The sequence below is a fragment of the endosymbiont GvMRE of Glomus versiforme genome (assembly GCF_003546845.1).
In genome coordinates this window covers 383,556-405,807 of record NZ_NWVA01000002.1, presented here as the reverse complement: position 1 = coordinate 405,807, position 22,252 = coordinate 383,556, and the positions used below count along the sequence as shown (strand labels likewise).

The following is a 22,252-nucleotide window of genomic DNA, read 5'->3' as shown; positions in this document are numbered from 1 at the left end:
AATCTTTCCTTTCATAATATTCTTATCGGTAACGAAAGGCACAATAACCGACCAGCCCTAAGGCAACGAGGAAAACAATTAGCCACAAAACTCAAGTTTTCTTCACGTATTCCTTATAACTGGTTCCCACTTCTTTTAAGGCACTCATCAAAATAGCGTTTGTGGGAGAAACAGAAGCGACTAAAAACCTAGCTAAAATCATTATCATTGCTCCGTACAAAAGCGTATTTGGAGAGATAGCAAACAAAGCCGGACTAATAGAAAAAAATAAAGTACTAGCCAGTGATTCTACAAAAAAGCAAATAACAAGAAATGAAAAAAAGATGCTAAACAGGGCAAAAATACTGGCATGTTTGGTTACTTTTTCTGACAAAATATAATCTTTAAGCTTATTACTCATTCCAGATTCTTGGGCAATTGTAGCACTAGTTGCCATGAAAATATATCCTAAAATAATCGGAACGGTTTTTTGAAAGCCGGTTATAAGGTTGTTCGCAATGCCTTGTCGGCTAAGCAAACAAATAATTACTGCTCCAATCACAAATATAACGCAAGTCTGCAAATGTCCCCACTCCCCAAACTTCGGTCAAAATCGCTCAGTTTTATTAGTTTCCACTGTTGCCATGTGTTGTTGTTTGCCTTTGTCTTTTGGATCATCACTGATAATATTTTTGGGCATGGTGCCAATCTTTTTATAATCTTCTCCCGTACCTCCTCCTCTTTTTCCCATTATTCCACCTTTATATGAACTAGTTAAATAATCATTGCTTATTCCTTCTCTTTTTCCTCAGGGTGTTTTGTCGCTTGCAAATCAACCAATGGCACCTAAAATAGTGATAAGGATGGAAAAACCAAAGACTAATCCGATAAGCCACTTAACACCTCGTGAAAGCTTTTTTTCGTTTTCTTTTTTAACTGGTAGTGTTTCAGGTATTTTTTTTTGGCTTAGCGAAGAAGATTTATAATAAATCTTATTACAGTATAAAATATTGAAAAGAACAAAAATTATAGTGAATATTAGTCAACTTGCTAGCCTAAAAGAGATCCCGCTGGTTCCCGTAAAATTAGTTTTTCCTGTTGTCACATTGATTTGATTAAAAATGCCAGTTCATATTTCCGGACTCACTGCTGATAAAATCCCAGCACTAGCACCGCCAAATAGGCAAATAAAAGAGCTAAATTTATCTAGCCCTATATTCAAAAACAAAGGAATTACTAAGGGGAAAAATAAAATATACTCATCATATCATCACAAAAAAGTACTCAGGGTTGAAGCAAAAATTGTCAGCCCAACGATTACTCATTTTCTGTTTTTTTTTCATTTTTCTTGGTCACCAGAGGCAAAGAAATTTTGTAATATTTTGCTATTTAAAAAGGCGTAAATGAGAAAAGCAAACGCAACAATGCTTAAACCATTGCCTTGTAGATTAAAAATTCTATCCTGGGCTGTCTTAAAAATAGAAGGAATAATGTCAAATATTCCAATTTTTTTAGTTGCGAGAGCTGGAAATCAGGTTAGAATTGTTGTTCCTAACATTGCAATTAAAGATATTAAATAGGGATGCATAAATTATAAATTTTGTGTGTTTTGTTTGAATTATTTCTTGTGTGAATAAATTAATTCAGCAAGAAATTTCTAAAAGATTTTTAGCAGAAACCTGCTTAACGAAGATTGTTCTAATCTCCGAGGCTTTATATTAAATTAGCCTAATTTAAAGTTTTTAGTATGTTAATAAAAAAGTTTGCCATCCCAAGGCGACAGCCTTAGTCTTTTTTTTCAGCATTAGCGTCCAGTTTAAAAAGAACCAGTTGAAAAAATTGAAACGAAAATTCTCCTCACCTTTAAAATAAATCATTGAATAATTATGTTTCTCGTAAATTTTCATATACTATTATTTTTAAGCAAAAAAACTATTTTGCAGATTAGTTATTTTAAAATTTACTTTATATTGCACAAATCAATTTAACAAAGGTAAAGATGAATAGAGAGATAATAAAAAAAGAATTAAAAAAGCAACAGTTAGATGCTATTCTTTTCTTTTCCCCTGAAAACCGCTTTTGAATGACTAATTTTGCTTCAAGTTTAGGTTATTTATGTGCTACATCTCAGGAAAATTATCTTTTTGTAGATGGTCGCTATTATACTGCGGCCCAAAATTTAGCAAAAAATTGTCAGGTTTATCTTTGAAAAACTATTGAAGACATAAAAGGACTTTTAGAAAAATTACAAGTTAAAAAAATCGGCTTTGAAAAAGAATATGTTACTGTTTCACAGTGAGAAAATTGGCAAAAGCAGATGCCTAATTTTCAATGAATTAGTATTGAAACAAATAATTTGCGAACAATTAAAACTGAAAAAGAAATTGAAAGAATACGCCAAGCTGCCAAAATTACTGACAAGGTTTACCAAAAATTATTAGAGGTGGTTAGGTCTGGAATGAGTGAAAAGGATTTGGCTAGGTTTATTCGTAATTCTTTTGAGGAATTAGGAGCCGATGGACTGGCTTTCGATACCATTGTGGTTTCTGGTGAAAATGGTGCTTTACCTCACGGTCAACCTAGCGATAAAATTATCAAAGAAGGTGAATTGGTTACAGTTGATTTTGGTTGTAAATATCGGGGCTATTGCTCAGATTTTACTCGCACATTTGCGGTTGGCGAAATTAGTTCTCAATTAAAAGAAATTTATCAAATAGTTCAAGAGGCTCAATGAAAGGGTATTCAAGCCGTCAAACCAGGAATAAAATGTAGTGAAGTCGACCAAACTGTTCGTGATTATATTAAGCAAAAAGGTTATGGAGAATATTTCACTCATTCCACTGGTCATGGATTAGGAATTGAAGTTCACGAGACACCTTCTATTTCTTCACGAGATAATATGATATTAAAACCTGGTATGATTATCACTATCGAGCCTGGTATTTACATTCCTAACTTAGGAGGAGTAAGAATTGAAGATGATATTTTGGTCACTGAAAGTAAATACGAGTGACTTACTAAATCATCACGGGAATTAATTTGTGTTTAACCTAACCTAGCAAGAAGTCCCCCATCCTCAAACTCATAAGAGTTAGGTGGTGGATGAATTGCTAAAAACATTTATATAAAATATTTTGGCTACTTATGAAAATCAAAAAGGCTATCAAACTCCGTCTCTATCCTAGTCAAGACAAGCAAAAACAAATCAACCAAATTAGGGAAATTTGCCTTTGATTGTATAACTACCTAGGAAAAGAGAGAATTAAGGCTTGAAAACAAAGTTTATCCGAAGGATTAAAAGAAAACAAAACAAAAGTCACTTACACTCAACAACAAAATCTTTTACCCCAACTCAAAGAAACCAACCCAGACTTAAAACTGGTTCACTCTCAAACTCTCCAAGATGTAGTTCGGAGATTAGATTATAGTTGAAAAAAGTTCTATACCAAAGTTAAAAAAGAGAAAGTTGGTTTGCCAAGGAGAAAGTGATTAGAGAAATATGAGAGTTTTACCTATACTCAAAGCCCAGCCTTTCAGTTAAAAGGTAGCCAACTATGAATATCTAAACTAGGTTGAATAAATATTAGAAAACACCGAGAGCCAATGGGAGAAGTTAAAACTTGCTCCTTACTAATCAAAAACCAAAAATATTATGCTGTTTTTTCTTGTGAAGTAGAGGCTCAACCAAAAACAACAGTTAGTTCAATTTCTCCTCAAAAACAAATAGGCATTGATGTTGGAATAGGCAAAGATAACTTTTTTGCTCTTTCTAATGGAGTAAAGCAAGCTAATCCTCAATTCTATCGAACAGCCGAAAAAGAATTAGGAGAGTTACAAAGAAAAGTCAGTAGTAAAGAAAAAAGAAGCCAACGGAGAGAAAAGGCTAAATTAGAATTAAGTAAAAAGCATGAGAACGTTAGCAATCAGAGAAAAGATTTTGTTTTCAAAGTAGTTAAGAAGTTAAGAGATAATTTTGATTTGCTAGCCGTGGAAAAATTAAGAACTAGAAAAATCATGGAGAGAAGCCAAGAACAAAATCCTTGATATTCAGCCAAAAGTCTCCATGATGCTAGTTTGAGTTTCTTTTTACTAGCCCTCTCCCACAGAGTGGAAGAAACTGGTGGGAGATTAGTAAAAGTCAATCCTGCTTATACTAGTCAGAGATGTAGCAATTGTCAACAATTAGCCAGTCGAAAGTTAGAATTAAGTGATAGGGTTTTTGTTTGTGCTTGCTGTAAGCATAAGGAAGATAGAGATATCAATGCTGCTAAAAATATCTTATACCAAGCCCAAATAACGGAGTTGGGAACCAACTTCGATAGTCAGAATAAAATCTGATAATTCTTTTCAGAAGCCCACTTCTATAAGTGGTGGGTAGTTCACTCTGTTTTGTAAAATTTTCCATATAATATGTCTCGTTCTCTTGCTAAAAAAGGCAAAAAAGTGGTTATTGGTTTAAGTGGAGGAGTGGACTCCGCAGTTGCGGCTTATCTCTTGAAGGAAAAGGGTTACCAGTTAACTGCTGTTTTTATGCAAAATTGAGATGATTATTTAAATGCTAGTTTTAGCCAAGCAACGATTTGTTCCCAAAATCAAGACTGGCAAGATGCCCAGCAAGTAGCCCAGCAACTAAATATTCCCATTTATAAAGTTAACTTTTTACAAGAATACTGAAATAAAGTTTTTTTGAGTTTTTTAAAAGGTTTAAAGCAAGGCTTGACCCCCAATCCTGATATTTTGTGCAATAGTGCGATTAAATTTCATTATTTTGTTGAGTATGTGAAAAAAAATTTTGCCGTTGATTTTATTGCTACTGGTCATTATGCTAAAATTATTGAAACAAAATGTGAATGTGTTGCTTCTGGTTGTGACCACCCAAATTCTTATTTAACTAAGCCAAAAGACCAAAACAAAGACCAAACTTATTTTCTTTGCCAAATTGATTGTAATTTATTAAGTAAAATAATTTTTCCTTTAGCTAACTTAACCAAACCAGAAGTTCGCCAAATAGCTGAAAAAATGAAACTAATTAACGCTCAAAAAAAAGACTCTACTGGAATTTGCTTTGTCGGTGAACGGAATTTTGCTGGTTTTCTTGCTAACTACTTACCTCAGAAAGAAGGAAACATAATTGATATTGACAATGGAAAAATTAAAGGCAAACATCAAGGAGCATATTATTTCACTATTGGCCAAAGGCACGGGATTGGTTTACAGGGCGAAAAAGAACCCTATTATGTGGTTGGTAAAGAAGTGAGAAAAAATCTAGTTTATGTAGCAAAAAATTGAAAAAATCCTTGATTATACAGTAATTATTGTTGAGTGAAAGAAGTTAATTGATTAGTAGAAGAAAAAACTTTGATTAATTATTTTAACAGTCAAAAAATAACAGCCAGGTTTCGTTACCGACAGACAGAAACTTTAGTAAAATTACTTTCCACCAGGAAAAATGAATTAAAAGTAGAGTTTAGGGAAAAACAAAGGGCTGTTACTCCTGGGCAGTATGCTGTTTTTTATTGCCAGGATATTTGTTTGGGTGGAGGAGTGATTTGGGTCACTGAAAAACTAGACAATCACAGCAAACCGATTAAATTACAAGATATTATTAAAAAATAAGTGATAAATAAAGTTTTTAGGGAATTTGTTAAGTTTTTTTTATATTGCTAATTTTCACTATTTAGTTTTTTCTGTTAACTCTTTTAACTTTTTTAAAATATTCTTTTTTCAGTTTTCCATGACTTTTCCTAGGCGCTGTTCTAACCAATTATCCTTGTTTTTAGCTTTGCTACTAGTTTTTTGTCATTGTTCTTTTTCTTTTTTGCTGATACCAATCTTTTGGAGAATTTGATTTTGAGAATCATTAATGTCTTCGGGTTGGTAGCCTAAGCTAATTCAACGAAGAACCATTTTTTCGGAAAGTGGGTTGTCTTTGAGGTTGTTTTGGGCTGCACTGTATCATTTTTTTTTTTCAGCAGAATTAACTGATTGACTGGAAGTGTTTGTTTTTGGGCTGCTACGACGGGAAGTTTGTTCCTTAGTTGCTAATTCTGGAAATTCCCGAAAGTACTCCCAAAATTCTCGATTCATTAATACTTTCACAACTTCTTCTTTTTTGCAAGGAGTAGCAAAAAAACTTGAATATTTTTCAAAAAGAAGAGATTTTTTTTTGCTTTTGACTCTGAGTTTTTTTAATTCTTTGGCTTTTTCTTCAGTTGCCAAGCGATTAATCTGGGATAAGTCAGTGGGAGACACGCCAAAAAAAAGTCGAGTAATCAGTTCTTCATGGGGTTCCAAAAGAGCAAGCGTTTCATTAGTTTTCTCTTTAACTTCTTTTTGTCGAATTTGTTGTTCAATTTCCTCGTTTTTATCGGCTAAAGTATCCAACAAAGAAGTAACTTTATCATCTCTTTCACTACTTTGGTAAATTTTATCATAATAGATAATTCCTGGAGGGGAAGATTTGGGAGGAACTTTTTTCTCGGTTTCTTCCCCTTGTGACGAAGAGTGATCAAGTTTTTTTTTTGGTGTTGCTTGTGGTAATATTCGGCTTTTTATGATAAAACTGCGAATGTGGTGACGAATTCAATGACCAGCAAAACTTGCCATCCGGTTTTCAGATTTAGCAAGGTCAAAGTCATTAATGGCTTTGGGCAAAGAAATAACCCCTTCGGCGGTTAATTCGTCAGCATTAATTTCACCTTGGGGGTAATGATAGCCTTTCACCATGTATTTCACAAACGATTGATTATAATAAATTAAAAGACGGATTGCTTTATCTCTTTCCAAAAATAAATCCTTATTTTTTTTATCGTAGAGGGCTTTTGCTTTTTTGTCAGATAATACTTCATAAGCTTCTTGAATTTCCTGGAATTTGTCTTTGCTTTTCTCTTTGTTTTTTAACTTATTCTCATAAGCTTCTTTGATTTTTTTTTCAGAAGCATTGTGGCTTAGGCCTAAAATGTCATACATTGTTCTTCCTTTTTGGGCTCGTTGTAAAAGTTCGATTTCTTCTTGCCGAGTTAAGACTTTAATTACATTGTTTTTACTCATAAATTAATATGTCTTTGCATAAGGTCAAAGTTACTGACAAATAACTTAATAGTTGTTCCAATCCCTGTTTATTCATAATTATATTTTTACTCATTTGTATAAAAGAGAAGGCACGATTTTTCTTGTCTTTTTACAAGTTTTATCTCACTTTCTCAAAGTGTTTTATCTTTTTTTAATGTTAACAAACTACACTCTTGAAGTCAAAAAAGTGGGCTTCTGTCTAATTTATTTCCTTCTTTAATTTAGGACTTGCCCGAAAACTTATTCTATTTCTCGAGGGAACTTCAATCATTTTTTTCTTTTCGAGTTTTGCTTTTTCCTGTGAAGAAAGTTTAGAAGTTCTTAAAATCTTAACAATGGCTGGATTAACTGTCTTTCTTTTAGGAGAGCGGTGTACTTTTAAACCAAAATAGCCTCATAGAAGAATACTCTCCTTTTTTTGTAAACTCAATTTTATTTCTTCCAAAAATCCATCGATTATTTTTTGAGTTTGTTTTTTCTCTCAGACTTTAATTATTTCTCTTAAATGAACCTCTAACTGATTTCATTCAATATTTTGTCGCACTTTTGGTTTCTTTCTTGCCTGCTTTATTTGCCTGATAATTTTGCTAATTATTTTGTCTTCCTTAACTTTTTTTTTTGTTCTTTCTATTAAGTTGTCCTTATTAACAACCTTATTTTCTTGAATTGGCATATAATTACTATTTTAAAGTTGTTTATCAAATTTTTTTTTATAAAAAAAGTATTAGTTTCTGTTTTGTTTGCGTATTATTTTTAACTGAAAATCTTGTTGCTCCTTTGTGAATTTTGCATTGACCTTTTATTAGTTCTTCATTAATTTTTTTATTTAGTTTCTTCAAATATTGGCTTAGCATCTATTTTACCATTCTTAAAAGTTTTCGGAGTAATCAATTCTACTAAATTCAAATCCAAATTGCTAGGCTCAATAAATTCTGAACACTCTTTTCAAGAACTAGTAGTTATATATAGTCCAGTTTTTGGTCGAGTTATAGCCGTAAAAAATAAGTTTTGTTCTTCTCTTGTTTCCCATTTACTAGTAAATTTTTCTTTTTTGGGCAAGATTTTTTTATCGCAAAAAATTAGAAAAACATGGTCGGCCTCTAATCCCTTCATACCATGGATAGTAGAAAGAATAATACCGTGGTGGTTTTTTATTTCTTCCAATTGTCTAATAAAATTGTTGATTTTGTCCTTAGTAAGAAAAGGACTGGTAGCAAAATTTTCATCTATTTCCTGAACTATTTCTGTCAATTGAAAAATGCTGTTTTTGGCAATTTTTAAACTAACTAAAAAATCTTTCAAGGAAGAAAATTCGTTCAAAGAATAGTTTAAATTACGTCGAACTTTGCGAATGATGTCATTAATTATTGCTTCACTTATGTTGGTAATAATGCATTTTTTGTTTAGTCACTCTTGAAGCAGATTTCCAATTCAATTTTGGCGATAAAGTATGGCCTTGGAATTGTTTTCATCTAAATTATTGATAATAGGTAAAATTGCTTCTAAGTGTTTGTAGAGTTTCTTTCTTCGAATTTTGCTTTGGATAAGATTTGCTTTTTTGATTTCGGGGTTGTTCCTTACTTCTTCCTCAATTGTTGCTTCTTCATTTTGGTTTAACTGATAATCCTTTTCTTGACCAGCAATAATTATTTGAGGTTTATGGTTATTATTTGATTTAATGGTTTTAATTGAAGTGCGATGACTCATAAACCTAGCAATAAAATCGTTGGCAAAATCAGCTATTTCTTGGGGCAAACGAAAACTGGTAGCGATAATTCCATTAGTTTGCTGAGGAAATTTTTGTTCGAGTAAGGAGAAAACATTCTCTCGTGCTCCGGCAAAGGCCATAATGTTTTGTTTGGGGTCACCAACAAAAGTAAAATTAGTTTGGTTGCTTCCAAATATTTCCGTAATTAACTTAAAGGTTTCTATTTTTAAGTCCTGACATTCATCTACTAAAATATAATCAAACTCTGGTCAGATTTTTTTCTTTTTTAGAGCAGTAAAATTATTGGCATTAGCAATTATATCGTCAAAATCTAACCAAACATTTTTTTCTTGGTCCTGGCGACAACTTTCTTCTAGTTTAGTTAGTAATTTTTTATCTTTGGGCAAAAAAAGCCAAATTTGGGTTAAAAAGCGAGAATAATCAATATTGTAATGGAAATAAGGGTCGGATACTTTGTTTAAAATAACATTTTCTGGTTCTGATTGTTGAAATATTCCTCACAAAATTTTTCTTTTGGTCTGGTCTAAATATTTTTCTTCGATTTGGCTTAAAAGATAATTAAAAAGTCTTTTTTTTCGAGATTTTATTGAACCTCTTGATTTTCAAATAAATTTTTGATTTTTGTCTTCCAATGGGACAAGACCGTGTTTTTTTTCGACATCTTGAGTAGCAACCAGTATTTTGGTTCTTCTTTTTTCTTGGAATTGCTTTTTAATTACTAAATCATTTATGCCATTAGCCAGAGAGTGAATGGTGCAGACTAAAATCAAAGGTTTTGTACTTTCTAAATAGACAGGACATTCATTTAAAGAGCAGGTGTGTTGATGAGCCAAAGCAGGTAAAATGTTCTTTAAGCGGTCATAAACTCGCAATTTTTCGGCTTTTAATTTAGTTCTGATTTCCGCAGCAATATTACGCCCATAAGCTAAAACTAAAATTAATTTTCTTTGTCTTTCATTTTGCTGGTGAATAAAAAGAGTGCGGTATTTTAAAACTTCGGTTTTGCCAGTTCCGGGGTTAGCTTCGATAACGAGATTATTGTTTAATGGTCATTCCACGCATGATTTTTGCTCTTTGGTTAATTCAATTTTATTGTTGCTCATCATTACATAAACTTGGTTAAAACCCAGCAAAATCACTAAGAAACTAAACAAAAATTTTAGGCAGAATAAACTTTAATATCAGTAATTTCGCGAGTTTTATCCCTTAATAAATTTTTGCTGCGACTTTCGTCATTTTTTAGGAAGTCAGTTAAGTCTTTTTTGTTGTATCAGCAAACATCTTTTTTGGATAGCAAATATATTTCGGATTTGCTCGTCTCTTTGTTTATTAGGCAAATATGTTGAAGAGGAGTTTCTATTTCAATTAGGTGTTTCTTTTTAATCTTGTCTTGACAACCAGAGCAATTTTTTCTTTCTTCTTTAATTGTATTAAGTGTTGGACATTTTACGCGGTTGGTAAATGCTTCATGGTGTAGTTTTTTCTTTTCTCCTTCCTTTTTGTTTAAATTACTGATTGATTTTTTGATTTCTTTTTCGGCTTCAGGTTTAGTTTTTTTTAACTCTTCTAATTTGTCCTTCATTTCTTTAATTTGCTCTTTTGCTTGCTGAATTTGTTTGTCATTTTTATGGCAATAGTTACAAGTTTCATGTTTTTCAATTTTTTCTTTATGCTTGGAACAGTATTTTTGACAGTCCTTACATTGTTTAGTTTTTTCTTTAAAATCATTAAATTCATTTTCCTTTTTTTGGTATTCTTGAAGCAGTTGTTGGTAGGTTTCACTGCTTTTAATTAAATCCTTGATTTGCTCTTGAAGAGCAATTTCTCCGATAGTCGAGTCAACCGGAGAGTTAGTGATTTTTCTTTCTAGTTCTTGGGAAATTCTCAATCCTTTAACTAATTTTGCTTCTTTCAACACTTCTTTTTTATTTTTTAACGGCAAGGTGGATTTTAGAATTCTTTCTTCAATTTTTTGTTTTTCTTCTTTTAGAATTTGTTCTTTATCTTCTTTTTCTTGCTCTAATTTCTCTTTTTCTCCTCAATGTTTTTTGCAATAACTAGCTCTTTTTGGTCGAGCACTATCCGTAGAAATATGAGTTTTTATGGTGGCTAGTAGCCTTTTTTCACAATTATTATCTTTTTTGATTAAAAGCAAGATTGAATTTTCTCTTTCTTCTTTGGTTTGGCTAACTATTACTTCTATTACTTGTTCACATTTAACTTGTTTTCTTAATTTTTTAATAAAGAAATCAGGATTTTTACAATCATCGCATTCTTTAATTTGTTTTTGTAATTTTTTTGAAATAGGACAAACTATACCGCACTGAGTATTAGTTTTTTGATGATTAATTTTATGGCTTATAGATTCAGATTGATGTTGAGAACAACCTGCATTTATTTTTGCTTTTTCATTTCCGATCATTACTTCAACCTTTTTTCTTGCTAGAAAGTAAATCGAAGATTTCGCATTCCTTATTTTCCCTTTAATTTTCTTTTTGAGGACAAGGTCTATTTCTTCATTAGGATTAAATTCTTTTCCATTAATAAGGACAGCTTGGCTAATTTCATCTTCACTACTTACCCATTTTTTCTGACAGTCACTACATTCTTTAATTTGTTTTTGTAACTCTCGACGTTGCACACAATTGATACCACAAATGTGAGAAGCAGTCTTATGCTCGGCTAATTGATTTTGATGGAGAGAACATTCTTCAATAATTTTTCGTCCTAGTTTGATCACATTTCTTCCTGATTTACTAACTTTTTTAAATCTTTCTCACTCTAAGTGTCTGATTTTCCCTTTTTTGGTAATAATCAGAAGAAACTTTTCAGTTGGTTCTTCTTTTATTGGTAGAACCGAGGTAAAATATTCTTGGTTTTGAATAGTAGACTTTCCTTTGCGAATAAAGTGCTCTTCGTCTAGATTAATGATTTTGTTGGCAACAAAAAGGTAGAAATTAAGAATATATAATTTGCCATAATTAGAAAAACATCATAAATCGTCTCGACGATTAAGTTTAACAATGGCTCAATTATCTCCCCGGGTTTTTAATTCTTTTCCTTGGCTGGGAATATTGGTTGGATCCAAGGATGTTAAATTATAAGAAGTTAAGTAATTATTAATTTTGTTTTCTTTTTTATTTTCTGAACGGCTAAATAAGGCAATTCTTTCTTCGTGAGGGATTAACTGTCTTTCAGCAATAGAATGGGATTGAGAAGTAATAACAGTTCTTCGGTGGTCATCAGCATAATTTTTTTTCAATTCGTCTAACTCGTAAATTAGTTGTTGTTTTCTTTGTTCTTGATTGACAATTAATAACTGTTGTTGAAGAATCTTTCCTTTCAAGATTTCAATATCACTTTGTAATTTTTCTTGCTTTTCCGGAGTAAATTGGCGAAAAGTGGCGGGGGTATCTAAAATGCGATTAATGACTTTTTGTTCTGGATTCAGATAATCTTCTAATAAGTCAGGCATCTCAGGCAAAACATTCCCTTCCATGTTTAGGCTAGCTATTTTCTCCTTTATTTCTTTTATTTCATCCTCCTTATTGTGGTAATTTTCCTCACCTTGGTAGACATCAATTTGTCTCAGCAAACTAACTAATTCCCGGTATTTTTCTTTCCTTGCCGCTTCATTCTTTTGGTAACTCTTGCCTTGTGCTTGTAATTCACCTAACGTCTTTTGGGATTTGATAATAAGGTCAATTAAAAATAAATCTACGGTCAAACCTTTTAATTCTTTTATTTCTTTCTGGAATTGGTTTATTAATTGCTTTTGGCTTTCTTCTTCGGAAGAACTATTATGAATTATTTGAGCAATTCCTTGATAATGTTTAATAATGAAATGACGCGTTTTTAAATTAACTAATTCTTTTTGGGTTTTGCAATAAATAAATTGGGCCTTTTTGCGAATATTTTCTAATTTTCTAACAATAAACCCTTGGATAATCTCTTTTAAAGAAAATACTTGGGGTTGGTCACCAATCAAAGACCGCATTTGAAAAGAAAAGGTACTTTGAAGTTTAGTTTTTTTGTATAATTGGTTAAGAATAACTTCCTCATCGTAATCCGGATCAAAATAACAGTGAATATTTACTGGTTTTTCAAAATTAGAGTAGTCAGCGACACTCTTCAAGCCTGGAATCTTTTTATCTTTGATTATTTGGCTAATATTAATTACTAGTTTTGATTTATTAATCTTGAAAGGTAATTCAGTAATCCTAATTAAGTCTTTTTTTTCTTTCTCTTGTTTACTAGAAGTAATTTCGGCTTTGGCTCGAACGTAAATAGTCCCTTTGCCTTTGGGACATTCACCTTTTTCGTAAATTTCCAATAATTTTTCCCGTTCTAATACTTGCCCGCCCGTGGGAAAATCAGGTCCAAAATAGTTTGATTTGATTTCAGTGCTTTGACAAGCAGAACATTGAGTAGTTTTTCCTCTTCCTTTATTTTGACAATTAGAACATTCCCAAGTAATTATTAATTCTTCAGTAGTAAGTTGCGGATTATTCACCAGTTCGGTTGTCATATCCACTACCTCTCCTAAATTGTGGGGAGGAATGTTGGCACTCATTCCCACCGCAATACCACTGGAACCATTGAGCAACAAATTAAGGTGAGGTGGAAGCATTTCGGGCTCTATTTCGGTGCCGTCATGGTTATCTTTTCAATTTACTACGGTCTCGAATTCTAAATCTTTCAAGAAATACAAACCAAAACGAGTCAAACGGGCTTCAGTATAACGAAAAGCAGCAGCAGAGTCACCATCGATTGAACCTCAATTACCTTGTCCGTCAATTAGGGGATAACGATAATTGAAGTCTTGGGCCATTTTCACCATGGCTTGGTAAATACTTTGGTCACCATGAGGATGGTAACCACCAATAACATCCCCGACTACTTTGGAGGACTTGCGGTGAGGTCGATTAGGCAAACAATTTAATAAATAAAGAACATAGAGAATATAACGTTGCACTGGTTTTAAACCGTCTTGTAATTGAGTTAGAGCCCGGTCTTCTACTACTTCATAACCATAAGCAGAAAAATCTACTAATAAGGTTTCCCTAATATCTGCTTTACCATCAATCACCTTTGATTGAGCATTTTTGTATTCGCCGCTCTCTAAAAGCCTTTTGCGGGGTTCGCTTTTCGGACCCATTAAATCTTGAACTGTTTTCCAAATAGCCAAAGGATCAGAGTAAGTTAATTCATTAACGCAACGTTTTTCAGCGACCATCGCGACTTCTCGCAATTGCTTAGCATTCATTTCTCCTAATCCTTTAAACCGTTGTAAACTACCAGCAACTTTTTTATTTTCCTGCCGATAAATTTCTCAATCATAGTCGTTGTTAAAATATCTAACTCCTTCTTTAGTTCTTCAACTATAGAGGGGAGTAACTGCTAAGAATAAGTGACAACCTTCAATCAAGTAACGAAAATAACGGATAAAAAAAGCAAGTTCTAGACACCCAATATGTTTACCATCCGGGTCAGCATCAGTCATGATTATTATTTTGCCATAACGAAGTTTTTTAAATAATTTTTCTTTGGTTTTTTCAACTATGATTTTTACTTGCTCGCGAGTGAGAGTAGTATGAGCCGGGATTATTTGTTCTTGGCCAGTGTCGTCTTGATAAATGAATTCTTCGGGTATTTCTAATTCCTTTTGACTAACGTCAGTGTCTAATTCATTCTGAAAACGATTGTAATAATTTTGAGCCGCTTCCGTGGTGCTAAATCCGAGGGCACTCATTATATTGATAACTTCTTTATTTTTCGAAATTTGACTTCATTTAGCTTTTATGGTGTTAATAAATTTTCCTTGAACTGGTAAAACCGCTTGATTAAAAGGGAAACGGGCCGCCTTGGCACTACCACCGGCTGAATCTCCTTCGACAATAAACAATTCATTATTAGCCACTTCTTTAGAAATACAAGGGGCTAACTTTCCAGGTAAAGCAGAAGCTCGCCCGCCTTCTCGCAAGGATTCTTTATACTCTTCGGATTTAACCCGATTTTGGGCGTTAGTGATAATCTGCTGACTGATTGCTTCGGCACTGTTACCATGGTCCTGGAGAAATTTTTTTACCAATTCATAAGTAGCATTTTTAACTATTTCTCGAACGGGGGTCATCGCTAAGCGATATTTGGTTTGCCCAGAGAATTGAGGATCTTTTACCCGAATAGCTAAAATAGCTACTAATCCCTCCAAAATATCGTCTGCTTTTATGCTTAATTTTAGGTTGACGTATTTTTCTTTAATTCAGTCTCGGAAAGCAATAATTAGACCATTTTCAAATCCATCTAAGTGGCTTCCTCCGCCGCCAGTGCTAATATTATTACAAAAAGACCTGATTTGGCTTTTTTTTTGTTCTTGATTATACTGAAAAGCAAAGTTTAAATAAAAGTATTCTTTTTGATAATTTCCTTCTTCATCTTTTCTTATCGAAACTGAGCCCGTTCATTCTTCAGTACAAATATCAGTATTTTCTAAATAATTTTTTTGATTTATTTCTTTTACTCAGCCTGCCAAACCACTGCTAAAATGATAAGTAATTGGTGTAGCATCAGGAGAAGAATAAAAAATTAAAGTTAAATTAGGATTAAGGTAAGCCAAGTCTTTTAGACGACTCTGAATAGTTTCAATTTTGAAGTAGGTAAATTCAGGAAAAATTTTTGGGTCAGGAGTAAAAGTAACAATAGTTCCGCTAGGCTTTCCGGGGTTGTCAATAATTTGCGAATTTATTAAACTTCCTTCTCGAAATTCAACAATTCCTGTTTTATCTTTGGCTTGACAATCATTACATTCCTTAATTTGTTTTCTTAATGTTTCCAATTGCTGACGACACTCTTCACTACCACAGGGATGGTTATCATCTTCATGTTTTGCTCATTGGGCTTGATGGAACGAACATTTTTTAATTACTTTTCGACTACTTTCAGCACGCAGATAGGCCGATAAAGCGTTAACAGCAGTTACTCCTATTCCGTGTAATCCTCCTGAGGTTTTATAAACTTTGCTTTTCAGTTTACTACCGGCATGAAGAATAGTAAAATTAACTTCTAAGGAACCTTTTTTAGCAACCAGATGCTTTTCAATTGGAATACCACGACCATTATCCTCAACAGTAATGGCTTTTTGATCAGCAGAAAGAATTACTTTGATTTGATTACAATTGCCAGCTACCGCCTCATCAATCGAATTATCAATTACTTCTTGAAAAAGATGATGTCAACCTTGCTCGTCGGTTGAACCAATATACATAGCTGGATAATTTCTGACTGATTCAATATCTCCTTTTGGAACTTGAATACTTTCAGATTCATAATCAATCTCTTGTTCTTCTGTGCTTATTTTTTTATTATTCATAGAGTTATATTAATTTTTACAAATTCATTCACTAAATTTAGTTAATATTCATGCTTGCTCTTTTATTTAATAAAAAGAGCCTGTGAAGAGATTTTAACTTATTTTGACAACAAAAAAATTATGTGTGTGAATGAAAGAATAAATAGTGCAAGAAAAATTATCCCTTTGATTTTTATAAAGTATTTGTTTTTATCCTTCTTGGTGTTCAACAATCACCCAATCAGAGAATTCAGGATCTTGGTTTTCTTTTAAACTGTTTAATTTAGCAGGATCACGAGTAATTTCTTGGTTTAGTTTTTCAAACTCATCTTCTCTTATAGACTGTTCAGCTTGTTCTTTCACTGTTTTGGCATTGATTTCCACCCAACCATTTAAATTTTTTATTCCTTCTGCACCTTTCTTAGCATAGTGGGAAACACTCTCCGCAACTTGGGCAACCTTTTCTCCTACTCAAGCAGTTTGCTTAGTAGTCCAAGCTCCGGTTTCCATAACTGCTGCAATGCCTCAAACGGCTTTTAAAATATTTACTGGTAACTTAACTTTCATCATATATATATTTTAATGCAAACATAACTACAAGTTTAAAAAATTCCAATTGAAAAGATCCAAAAATCCTCATGGACGCATTAACTAAAATCAAGCAAGTATCCAAAGAAAACTTACGCCAATTTCTAATCAGCGACCACCGAGATTTCAATGTTTTAACCCTTTCTTTTAAACAAATCCCCAGCACCCAACGCACATATGTAAGCATATCTAAAAATAGTGCTAAAAGTTTCTATTTAAAAGACAAAAATAAACCCACTAAATCAATCCAAAATAACTCTCAAAACCAACTCCCTACTGACTGCCGCAAAGACGCCCAAAACTGCCACTACTTTGCCCTCTTTTCCAGCAAAGAAAAACGCTTACACACCCTTTTCAAAGACAAAATAGAAGCCAACTTTGAAGGCACAGCTGAAACCCGCCCCTTACTTTTCCTCACCCTCACTTTCAACACCACCCAAGATAACCTGTATTCTTTCACTACTAACTGAAGCCAAAAAGACCCTTGTTGAGAGCCATTAACCAAAAAATTACCTTGACTAAGAAACTGAGCCAAATCTTTTGACCAAAAAGCTGAACCCTTAAAAGTAAAAATCCTCAAAACCTCCCCAGAAACAGCCAGTAATTGACCCCTAGCCAGCACAATTCTAAGCCAATTCCTCCGTAAAGTTCGCCACACTTTCAAACCTCAACACTGAAAATGAGTAGTAATTGCGGAATTACAGAAAAATGGACACTGACACTTTCATTTCCTCTCCACACCAATCGTGCCTTATAGCCACAACTGCACTCTAAGCAAAAACTTTAAATCTTGCTGGAACTGTCGGGCTTATATCAGCAAGTTATGACCCTGAGGTCGAGTAGAAAGTCGCAGCACAGGTCGGAGAACAATTAGCCAATACTTAGCCAAATATTTAAGCAAAAGTTTCCACTTACGCAATCTTTATCAGCAACATGGCTTAACAGCCAAGCATAAAACTTACCGTTTCTTCAAAAACCTCTATGAATATGAGGAAAAAGAAGCCATCTTTAAAAATGGCTCTAAACTAGACGCTTTAACTGGTCAATATCTATCTCCAAATCAACACTTATTTAGAAAAAAAGACAATTCCTATTACTATCGCACTAATGAACAATTAGTAGGACACTGTGCCAAGCCCTTAATCATCAAAAAAAGTTATCGTTTAGTCTATCACTCGCTAAGCACGCAACCGCTTTTAAAACTAGCCCAAAAAACCAAGCTAAAAGAAAACTTAGCTTTTCGCCGCAAACCAGCAATCAAAATAGCCCCGATTGATTTCCAAGAATACCTAATAACCAGCCTTCTCTTGCTCTGTAAAAAAGCTGCTTTCGCTAATTTACCCTTAGAACAGCCTAGAGTTCCTCAAAATGGCTCCAAATGTGACCAATTAGATTACAACCATTTCCAAACCAAATCGGTTCTCCACTTTCAATTCAGCAAAGAAACTGCCCCTCTAATCAAAGAATTCGTGCTTAATCTGGACCAACAAGCTCAAAAGTTTCTTGATGTTGAAGAAAAACAAAACTTCCAAGATAACCGCTTCTTTAATCCCATTCAAAGCCGTAATGCTTACCTAAATCACTGAAACCTAAATTATCATATTCCCTGAAAAAATGAACAAGGAGGAGCTAGGATGTAAAGACACATGACCCTGGGTGAGTTTAAGGATGAAGCTACTTGTTTCTGACAGCAAGAGTAATCTGCCCCTCCTGGTTGCCTGCTTGCCCAATCACTCTTTATTTCTGATGAAGGCAACCAACAGTTCTGGCACCAACTGTAAAATGGTGCCAAGCAAAAAGTATGAAAACAGAACAAGAAATAAACCAAAACGGGGTGTTGGCCGACCACGAACCTCAACGGCTAAATACGAAAGGAAGCAAAAAATGCCTAAAAGAATAAAAAAATCCTGTTCAGGCTGTAGTGAATATTTCACTTGCTACCAACAAGATAATTATGATTATTGCCGTAATTGTGCCATAAATGGCAACAGATACGCACAAAATCAGTGTTCTGAATGTGGTGATGGCAGCGGCTGAATTAAATTTCCTGGTAAACCACCCCGCAAATGTAAAATCTGTGCTTTAACTAAACCACAAATCCCTTGTTTTTATGGTTGTTCTTTTACAGCAAAAGGCAGCCAATCTATAGAAAAACACTATCAGAGAAAACACTCTCTAAAACCTAAGGAGGTCCAGCATGAATAAAAAACTAACCAACCAAAATCAAATAAAAAAATGTAATGCCTGGCTCCCGCCTGGTTTTGGCAAGAAATGCGAAAAAGAAGCAAATACCATTTGCAAAGACAGGTGTTTTGAATGCTGTCAAAGAAGAAATGGCTCTCTTCCTGAAACCAACTATTTAAGATGTAAGAATCCCCAGCATCCTCCCTATCAGGAAAATGAATGAGATAAAAAGTTCAGAGCCATGCAAGAAAGAGCCGAAAGAGAAAAAGAAGCCCAGCAATGAAAGTATCCTTATGACGAGGACTTTTCTGAATTCAGCAAAGCCAAATTAAGGAACGCAATCAAAAGAGATATCGAACTATTGAAAAGTTTTCTCCCCTTGGACGAAAGTTGGTTGCCGAATGAAGAGGATGATGAACTGTGAGGTTCTAGCAACACCGACGATTTGGAAGCAGAGATTGACAAAGTAAAACTGGTAATCACTCACCCCAATGGCTTACAAGCCAAACTATCACTTTGAGAAGATTATCGTGAAGAGAAAGAAATTGAGGAGGAAGAAGATGAGTAACTTTTGAGTTAAAATCAAATCCTGATTCAAGCCCAAGCCAACCAAAAAACAGCCCGCTCCCCAGCCCAAATCAACGCCCATTAAAGAAACTAAACCCATAAAGCCCTTTAATGCTAAGCACTATCGTAAACTAATCGGCAAACTTGCCAAAAGAGCCATTGCTGACCAGCGAAATAGAGCTATTGAAAGGAAACAACTATAATGCAAACCAACCAAAGCCCTTTTAGTTTTCTAGCCATCAAACCAAAGCAAGTCCAACCACTCACTTCTAATGGCTGTGGTCGAGCCTGAGTTGATAATCAGTTTCACCTCAATAGCAACAATTATTTCATTTATACTTGCCATTCTTGCCAACAAAAGCAAGTAAAGAAAGGCAAGAAACCAAGTATTAATTGAGGAGGGCAAGATGTTTAAAGACAAAACTACCCTAGAATTGCTCCAAGAATTAGAACAAAAACTAAGAACCAAAGAAATCTTTTTTTGAATTGATAATCAAGACTGTTATTTACTAGAATGAACCATACATTACACTAATAAGATCAAAGTCGGAGATTTATCACTTACTAAAGAGAATTATTTTAAAGAGTTAGAAGGAGAGCTTTGAAGACTGGTAAAAGAAAAAGATGAAAGAAGCAATTTTTTAAACATTAAATTCCAAGAAATCTCCGATGTGGAAATTATTGAAGAGTTATCCAAACGGGTCAAAAGACAAGACATTAAACTCAGCATGTATCCCCAGAGTACTCATGTGTCAATTGAAGGAAAAGACATAACCAATGGAATTATCACCACTTTGCCAATTGAAAAGAAAGGAGACAATCATGAATAAATATAACCACTGTCCCAAATGCCACCAATGATTAGGCTGAAAGAACTTCTTTCAACCTTGAAAATCAAATAAACCCTGCTCTAATTGTGAGGAGGAACAACTATAATGACTAAAAACCTCTCCGAACTAATCGGCAAAATCATCTCTAAACAACCTAAAGAAGTTCGTGATAAACGCATTCCTTTTTACGGCAATCTTTACTATCGGCTGAAAGTCTTAGCGGAAAATGAAGAAACTCACATTTTTTTTGTTTACTCTAATTTAGTGAACCAAACTCTTTGGAGAGCTATCACTAATAGCCACTATGCTGATAAGCGTTATTTATTCCGAGCTGAAAAGAAGAAAAATGGTTTTATTTTACACAACTGGCAAGAGTTAAAGGAGGAAAATGCTTAAATTCAAGTTTAATTATCTCGAAAACATCTTAGCTTACCAAAAGGGAGAATATTGAAATGAAATAGATGAAACCAGAACCTTCACAGGCAGCTTTGGAAGTCAAGGCTTTAAGTTAGAGCAGGGTTGAATATCTTTTACCATCTATGAAACAAAAATACGGGCATTCTATAAAGACCAAGAGTCCCCTTGATTTACTTATTACCGCAAAGATTTACCCCGAGAATACCCTCTAATCTTCACTTTCACAGCAAAAGATGAAGTGGAAAAGATTAATGGAAAGTGGAGGAACAAGCATGAATAAAAAACAATGCTTAGTCTGTCAAAACCTAAAAGTCAAGCCTCCAGTAAATGAATGAATTGAGGAAAAACATTACCAAGGTTCCCACAATATAGTGAAAGAAATTTTTGTCGGAATAAACAACCCACCTAATAATGCCCAAAAGTATGGTCGTCAATATGCTGGTAGTGTTTACTATTGCTCTTGAGACTGTTTTAACCAACAACTAGAACAAGAAGAAGAACAAGATTTTGCTAAAGGTTTCTGTTCAACTTGCGGGGAATATTTAGTAGTGCTTAATGAGCAGTGTAAAGATGAAAAGCATAAACAAGAAGCTCATTATTACCGCTTGAAAGGAGGAAATAATGACTAAATACTACACTCTTGAAATCAAACGTCCTCTTATTGAACTTGAAATTAATCAAGGAGAATGTTCTCAATGCTGAAATAAAAAGAAAATTTTAGTTTATCGCAAGCCAATTGAAGCCATTATCCAAGGAGAGAAAATAGAATTAGGAAAAAAGATTTTACTTTGTTTAGAATGTTTATGCTTGATTTGAAAAGCAGTAAGTAAAGGAGGAGAGAAGTAATGTCTAATCTCAGAATTGAATGCCAAATCTGTCGTGATTTTTGGCAAATAATTGGTACCAAAGACCACCTAAAAGGACGCTTATTAATCAATCCTCTAGGAGCTATTTGTTATCTTTGTGCGGGCAAAAAAACTCCTCCTTTAATAACTAATCTCTGAGAGTGAAACAAGCAAACACAGAAATGAGAACAAGTGAAAGGAGAAGGTAAATAATGCCTTTCGAGGAAATATGTAAACCCTCCTTTTAATTACTCCCTGATTGGAGCCAGCAAAACAAATAAAAACATGAGTAGAAGTTTTTATTGTCTATTAATCTATTGCTGGTTCCTTTGAGGGAATAATTACCCTCAGAACAGTTATTCTCAGAATAACAAAGTCTTTGAAACCACTTAATTAACCGTAGAACCCAACTTTAACCTAATTGGCAAAGGATGTCCCAATTGAACCATCCTGAACGGAACTGAAAACAACTTGGTTCAGCCATAGCTCTGTGATTAGGTGACAGTATTATAAGCTGAAAACGGGAGACCCATCAAAGTCCTTGCTTTTTTATTTTAGTGATTAAGTTTCTCAGAAGGAGAACAGCCTTTTTCTTTTAATTCAATTTTTAAGTCCCATAGGGAAAGAACAGTTTTAATTTGGGCTTGTTTTAGCCTAGAAATAGCCCTTTTTACCTTTTAAATATACATTAGTA

20 protein-coding genes are annotated in these 22,252 nt (G+C 33.7%); 14 read left to right on the top strand and 6 right to left on the bottom strand.

The genetic code is table 4. From position 1 onward, the window contains the following. Positions 1–22: 22 nt before the first annotated feature. The gene (locus GvMRE_RS05780) at positions 23–1,567 is read right to left on the bottom strand and encodes a hypothetical protein (RefSeq protein WP_147410297.1); all 1,545 of its coding nucleotides are present in this window, start codon (positions 1,565–1,567) and stop codon (positions 23–25) included. Positions 1,568–1,978: 411 nt separating this feature from the next. Here GvMRE_RS05780 and GvMRE_RS05775 point away from each other — a divergent pair, with 411 nt between their 5' ends. From GvMRE_RS05775 to mnmA, 3 genes are all read left to right on the top strand, one after another. Then, positions 1,979–3,028 (top strand): M24 family metallopeptidase, encoded by a 1,050-nt coding sequence (locus GvMRE_RS05775; RefSeq protein WP_147410296.1) that lies wholly within the window; start codon positions 1,979–1,981, stop codon positions 3,026–3,028. Between the two features lie 95 nt (positions 3,029–3,123). Further along, the gene (locus GvMRE_RS05770; protein ID WP_147410295.1) at positions 3,124–4,320 is read left to right on the top strand and encodes an RNA-guided endonuclease InsQ/TnpB family protein; all 1,197 of its coding nucleotides are present in this window, start codon (positions 3,124–3,126) and stop codon (positions 4,318–4,320) included. Between the two features lie 69 nt (positions 4,321–4,389). Further along, the gene (mnmA, locus tag GvMRE_RS05765) at positions 4,390–5,595 is read left to right on the top strand and encodes a tRNA 2-thiouridine(34) synthase MnmA (protein WP_147410294.1); all 1,206 of its coding nucleotides are present in this window, start codon (positions 4,390–4,392) and stop codon (positions 5,593–5,595) included. A 57-nt stretch (positions 5,596–5,652) separates the two neighbouring features. Here mnmA and GvMRE_RS05760 read toward each other — a convergent pair whose 3' ends face one another. From GvMRE_RS05760 to GvMRE_RS05740, 5 genes are all read right to left on the bottom strand, one after another. Then, a complete protein-coding gene (locus GvMRE_RS05760) occupies positions 5,653–7,029 on the bottom strand; it encodes a sigma-70 family RNA polymerase sigma factor (protein WP_216361624.1) in 1,377 nt (458 codons plus the stop codon). A 220-nt stretch (positions 7,030–7,249) separates the two neighbouring features. Further along, positions 7,250–7,723 carry an HU family DNA-binding protein gene (locus GvMRE_RS05755; protein WP_147410293.1) on the bottom strand — a complete coding sequence of 158 codons (474 nt, stop codon included), beginning with the start codon at positions 7,721–7,723 and terminating at the stop codon, positions 7,250–7,252. A gap of 149 nt (positions 7,724–7,872) precedes the next feature. Beyond that, positions 7,873–9,885 carry a UvrD-helicase domain-containing protein gene (locus GvMRE_RS05750; RefSeq protein ID WP_147410292.1) on the bottom strand — a complete coding sequence of 671 codons (2,013 nt, stop codon included), beginning with the start codon at positions 9,883–9,885 and terminating at the stop codon, positions 7,873–7,875. Between the two features lie 53 nt (positions 9,886–9,938). Then, complete coding sequence (locus GvMRE_RS05745) at positions 9,939–16,148, bottom strand: DNA gyrase subunit A (protein ID WP_147410291.1); 6,210 nt, start codon at positions 16,146–16,148, stop codon at positions 9,939–9,941. 189 nt (positions 16,149–16,337) lie between these two features. After that, positions 16,338–16,697 (bottom strand): hypothetical protein, encoded by a 360-nt coding sequence (locus tag GvMRE_RS05740; RefSeq protein WP_147410290.1) that lies wholly within the window; start codon positions 16,695–16,697, stop codon positions 16,338–16,340. 68 nt (positions 16,698–16,765) lie between these two features. Here GvMRE_RS05740 and GvMRE_RS05735 point away from each other — a divergent pair, with 68 nt between their 5' ends. The 11 genes from GvMRE_RS05735 (at position 16,766) to GvMRE_RS05685 (ending at position 21,771) form a co-directional block, all read left to right on the top strand. Then, complete coding sequence (locus tag GvMRE_RS05735; protein WP_147410289.1) at positions 16,766–18,355, top strand: rolling circle replication-associated protein; 1,590 nt, start codon at positions 16,766–16,768, stop codon at positions 18,353–18,355. A 244-nt stretch (positions 18,356–18,599) separates the two neighbouring features. Then, positions 18,600–18,920, top strand: coding sequence for a hypothetical protein (locus GvMRE_RS05730; protein WP_172575284.1), 321 nt, complete (start codon positions 18,600–18,602; stop codon positions 18,918–18,920). Next, the gene (locus tag GvMRE_RS05725) at positions 18,913–19,467 is read left to right on the top strand and encodes a hypothetical protein (protein WP_147410287.1); all 555 of its coding nucleotides are present in this window, start codon (positions 18,913–18,915) and stop codon (positions 19,465–19,467) included. Before GvMRE_RS05730 ends, GvMRE_RS05725 begins: the two co-directional genes overlap by 8 nt. Then, the gene (locus tag GvMRE_RS05720; RefSeq protein WP_147410286.1) at positions 19,460–19,669 is read left to right on the top strand and encodes a hypothetical protein; all 210 of its coding nucleotides are present in this window, start codon (positions 19,460–19,462) and stop codon (positions 19,667–19,669) included. The genes GvMRE_RS05725 and GvMRE_RS05720 overlap by 8 nt, the downstream gene beginning before the upstream one ends. Further along, positions 19,669–19,881: a hypothetical protein gene (locus GvMRE_RS05715; RefSeq protein ID WP_147410285.1), complete on the top strand. Its 213-nt coding sequence runs from the start codon at positions 19,669–19,671 to the stop codon at positions 19,879–19,881. Before GvMRE_RS05720 ends, GvMRE_RS05715 begins: the two co-directional genes overlap by 1 nt. Next, on the top strand, positions 19,874–20,296 hold the full coding sequence (locus tag GvMRE_RS05710) for a hypothetical protein (RefSeq protein ID WP_147410284.1): 423 nt from the start codon (positions 19,874–19,876) through the stop codon (positions 20,294–20,296). Before GvMRE_RS05715 ends, GvMRE_RS05710 begins: the two co-directional genes overlap by 8 nt. Before the next feature lie 105 nt (positions 20,297–20,401). Then, positions 20,402–20,692 (top strand): hypothetical protein, encoded by a 291-nt coding sequence (locus tag GvMRE_RS05705; RefSeq protein ID WP_147409892.1) that lies wholly within the window; start codon positions 20,402–20,404, stop codon positions 20,690–20,692. Further along, positions 20,685–20,993: a hypothetical protein gene (locus GvMRE_RS05700; RefSeq protein WP_147409893.1), complete on the top strand. Its 309-nt coding sequence runs from the start codon at positions 20,685–20,687 to the stop codon at positions 20,991–20,993. The genes GvMRE_RS05705 and GvMRE_RS05700 overlap by 8 nt, the downstream gene beginning before the upstream one ends. Beyond that, positions 20,986–21,342, top strand: coding sequence for a hypothetical protein (locus GvMRE_RS05695; RefSeq protein ID WP_147409894.1), 357 nt, complete (start codon positions 20,986–20,988; stop codon positions 21,340–21,342). Before GvMRE_RS05700 ends, GvMRE_RS05695 begins: the two co-directional genes overlap by 8 nt. After that, positions 21,335–21,559 carry a hypothetical protein gene (locus tag GvMRE_RS05690; RefSeq protein ID WP_147409895.1) on the top strand — a complete coding sequence of 75 codons (225 nt, stop codon included), beginning with the start codon at positions 21,335–21,337 and terminating at the stop codon, positions 21,557–21,559. Before GvMRE_RS05695 ends, GvMRE_RS05690 begins: the two co-directional genes overlap by 8 nt. Further along, the gene (locus GvMRE_RS05685; RefSeq protein WP_147409896.1) at positions 21,559–21,771 is read left to right on the top strand and encodes a hypothetical protein; all 213 of its coding nucleotides are present in this window, start codon (positions 21,559–21,561) and stop codon (positions 21,769–21,771) included. Before GvMRE_RS05690 ends, GvMRE_RS05685 begins: the two co-directional genes overlap by 1 nt. Positions 21,772–22,252 lie beyond the last annotated feature (481 nt).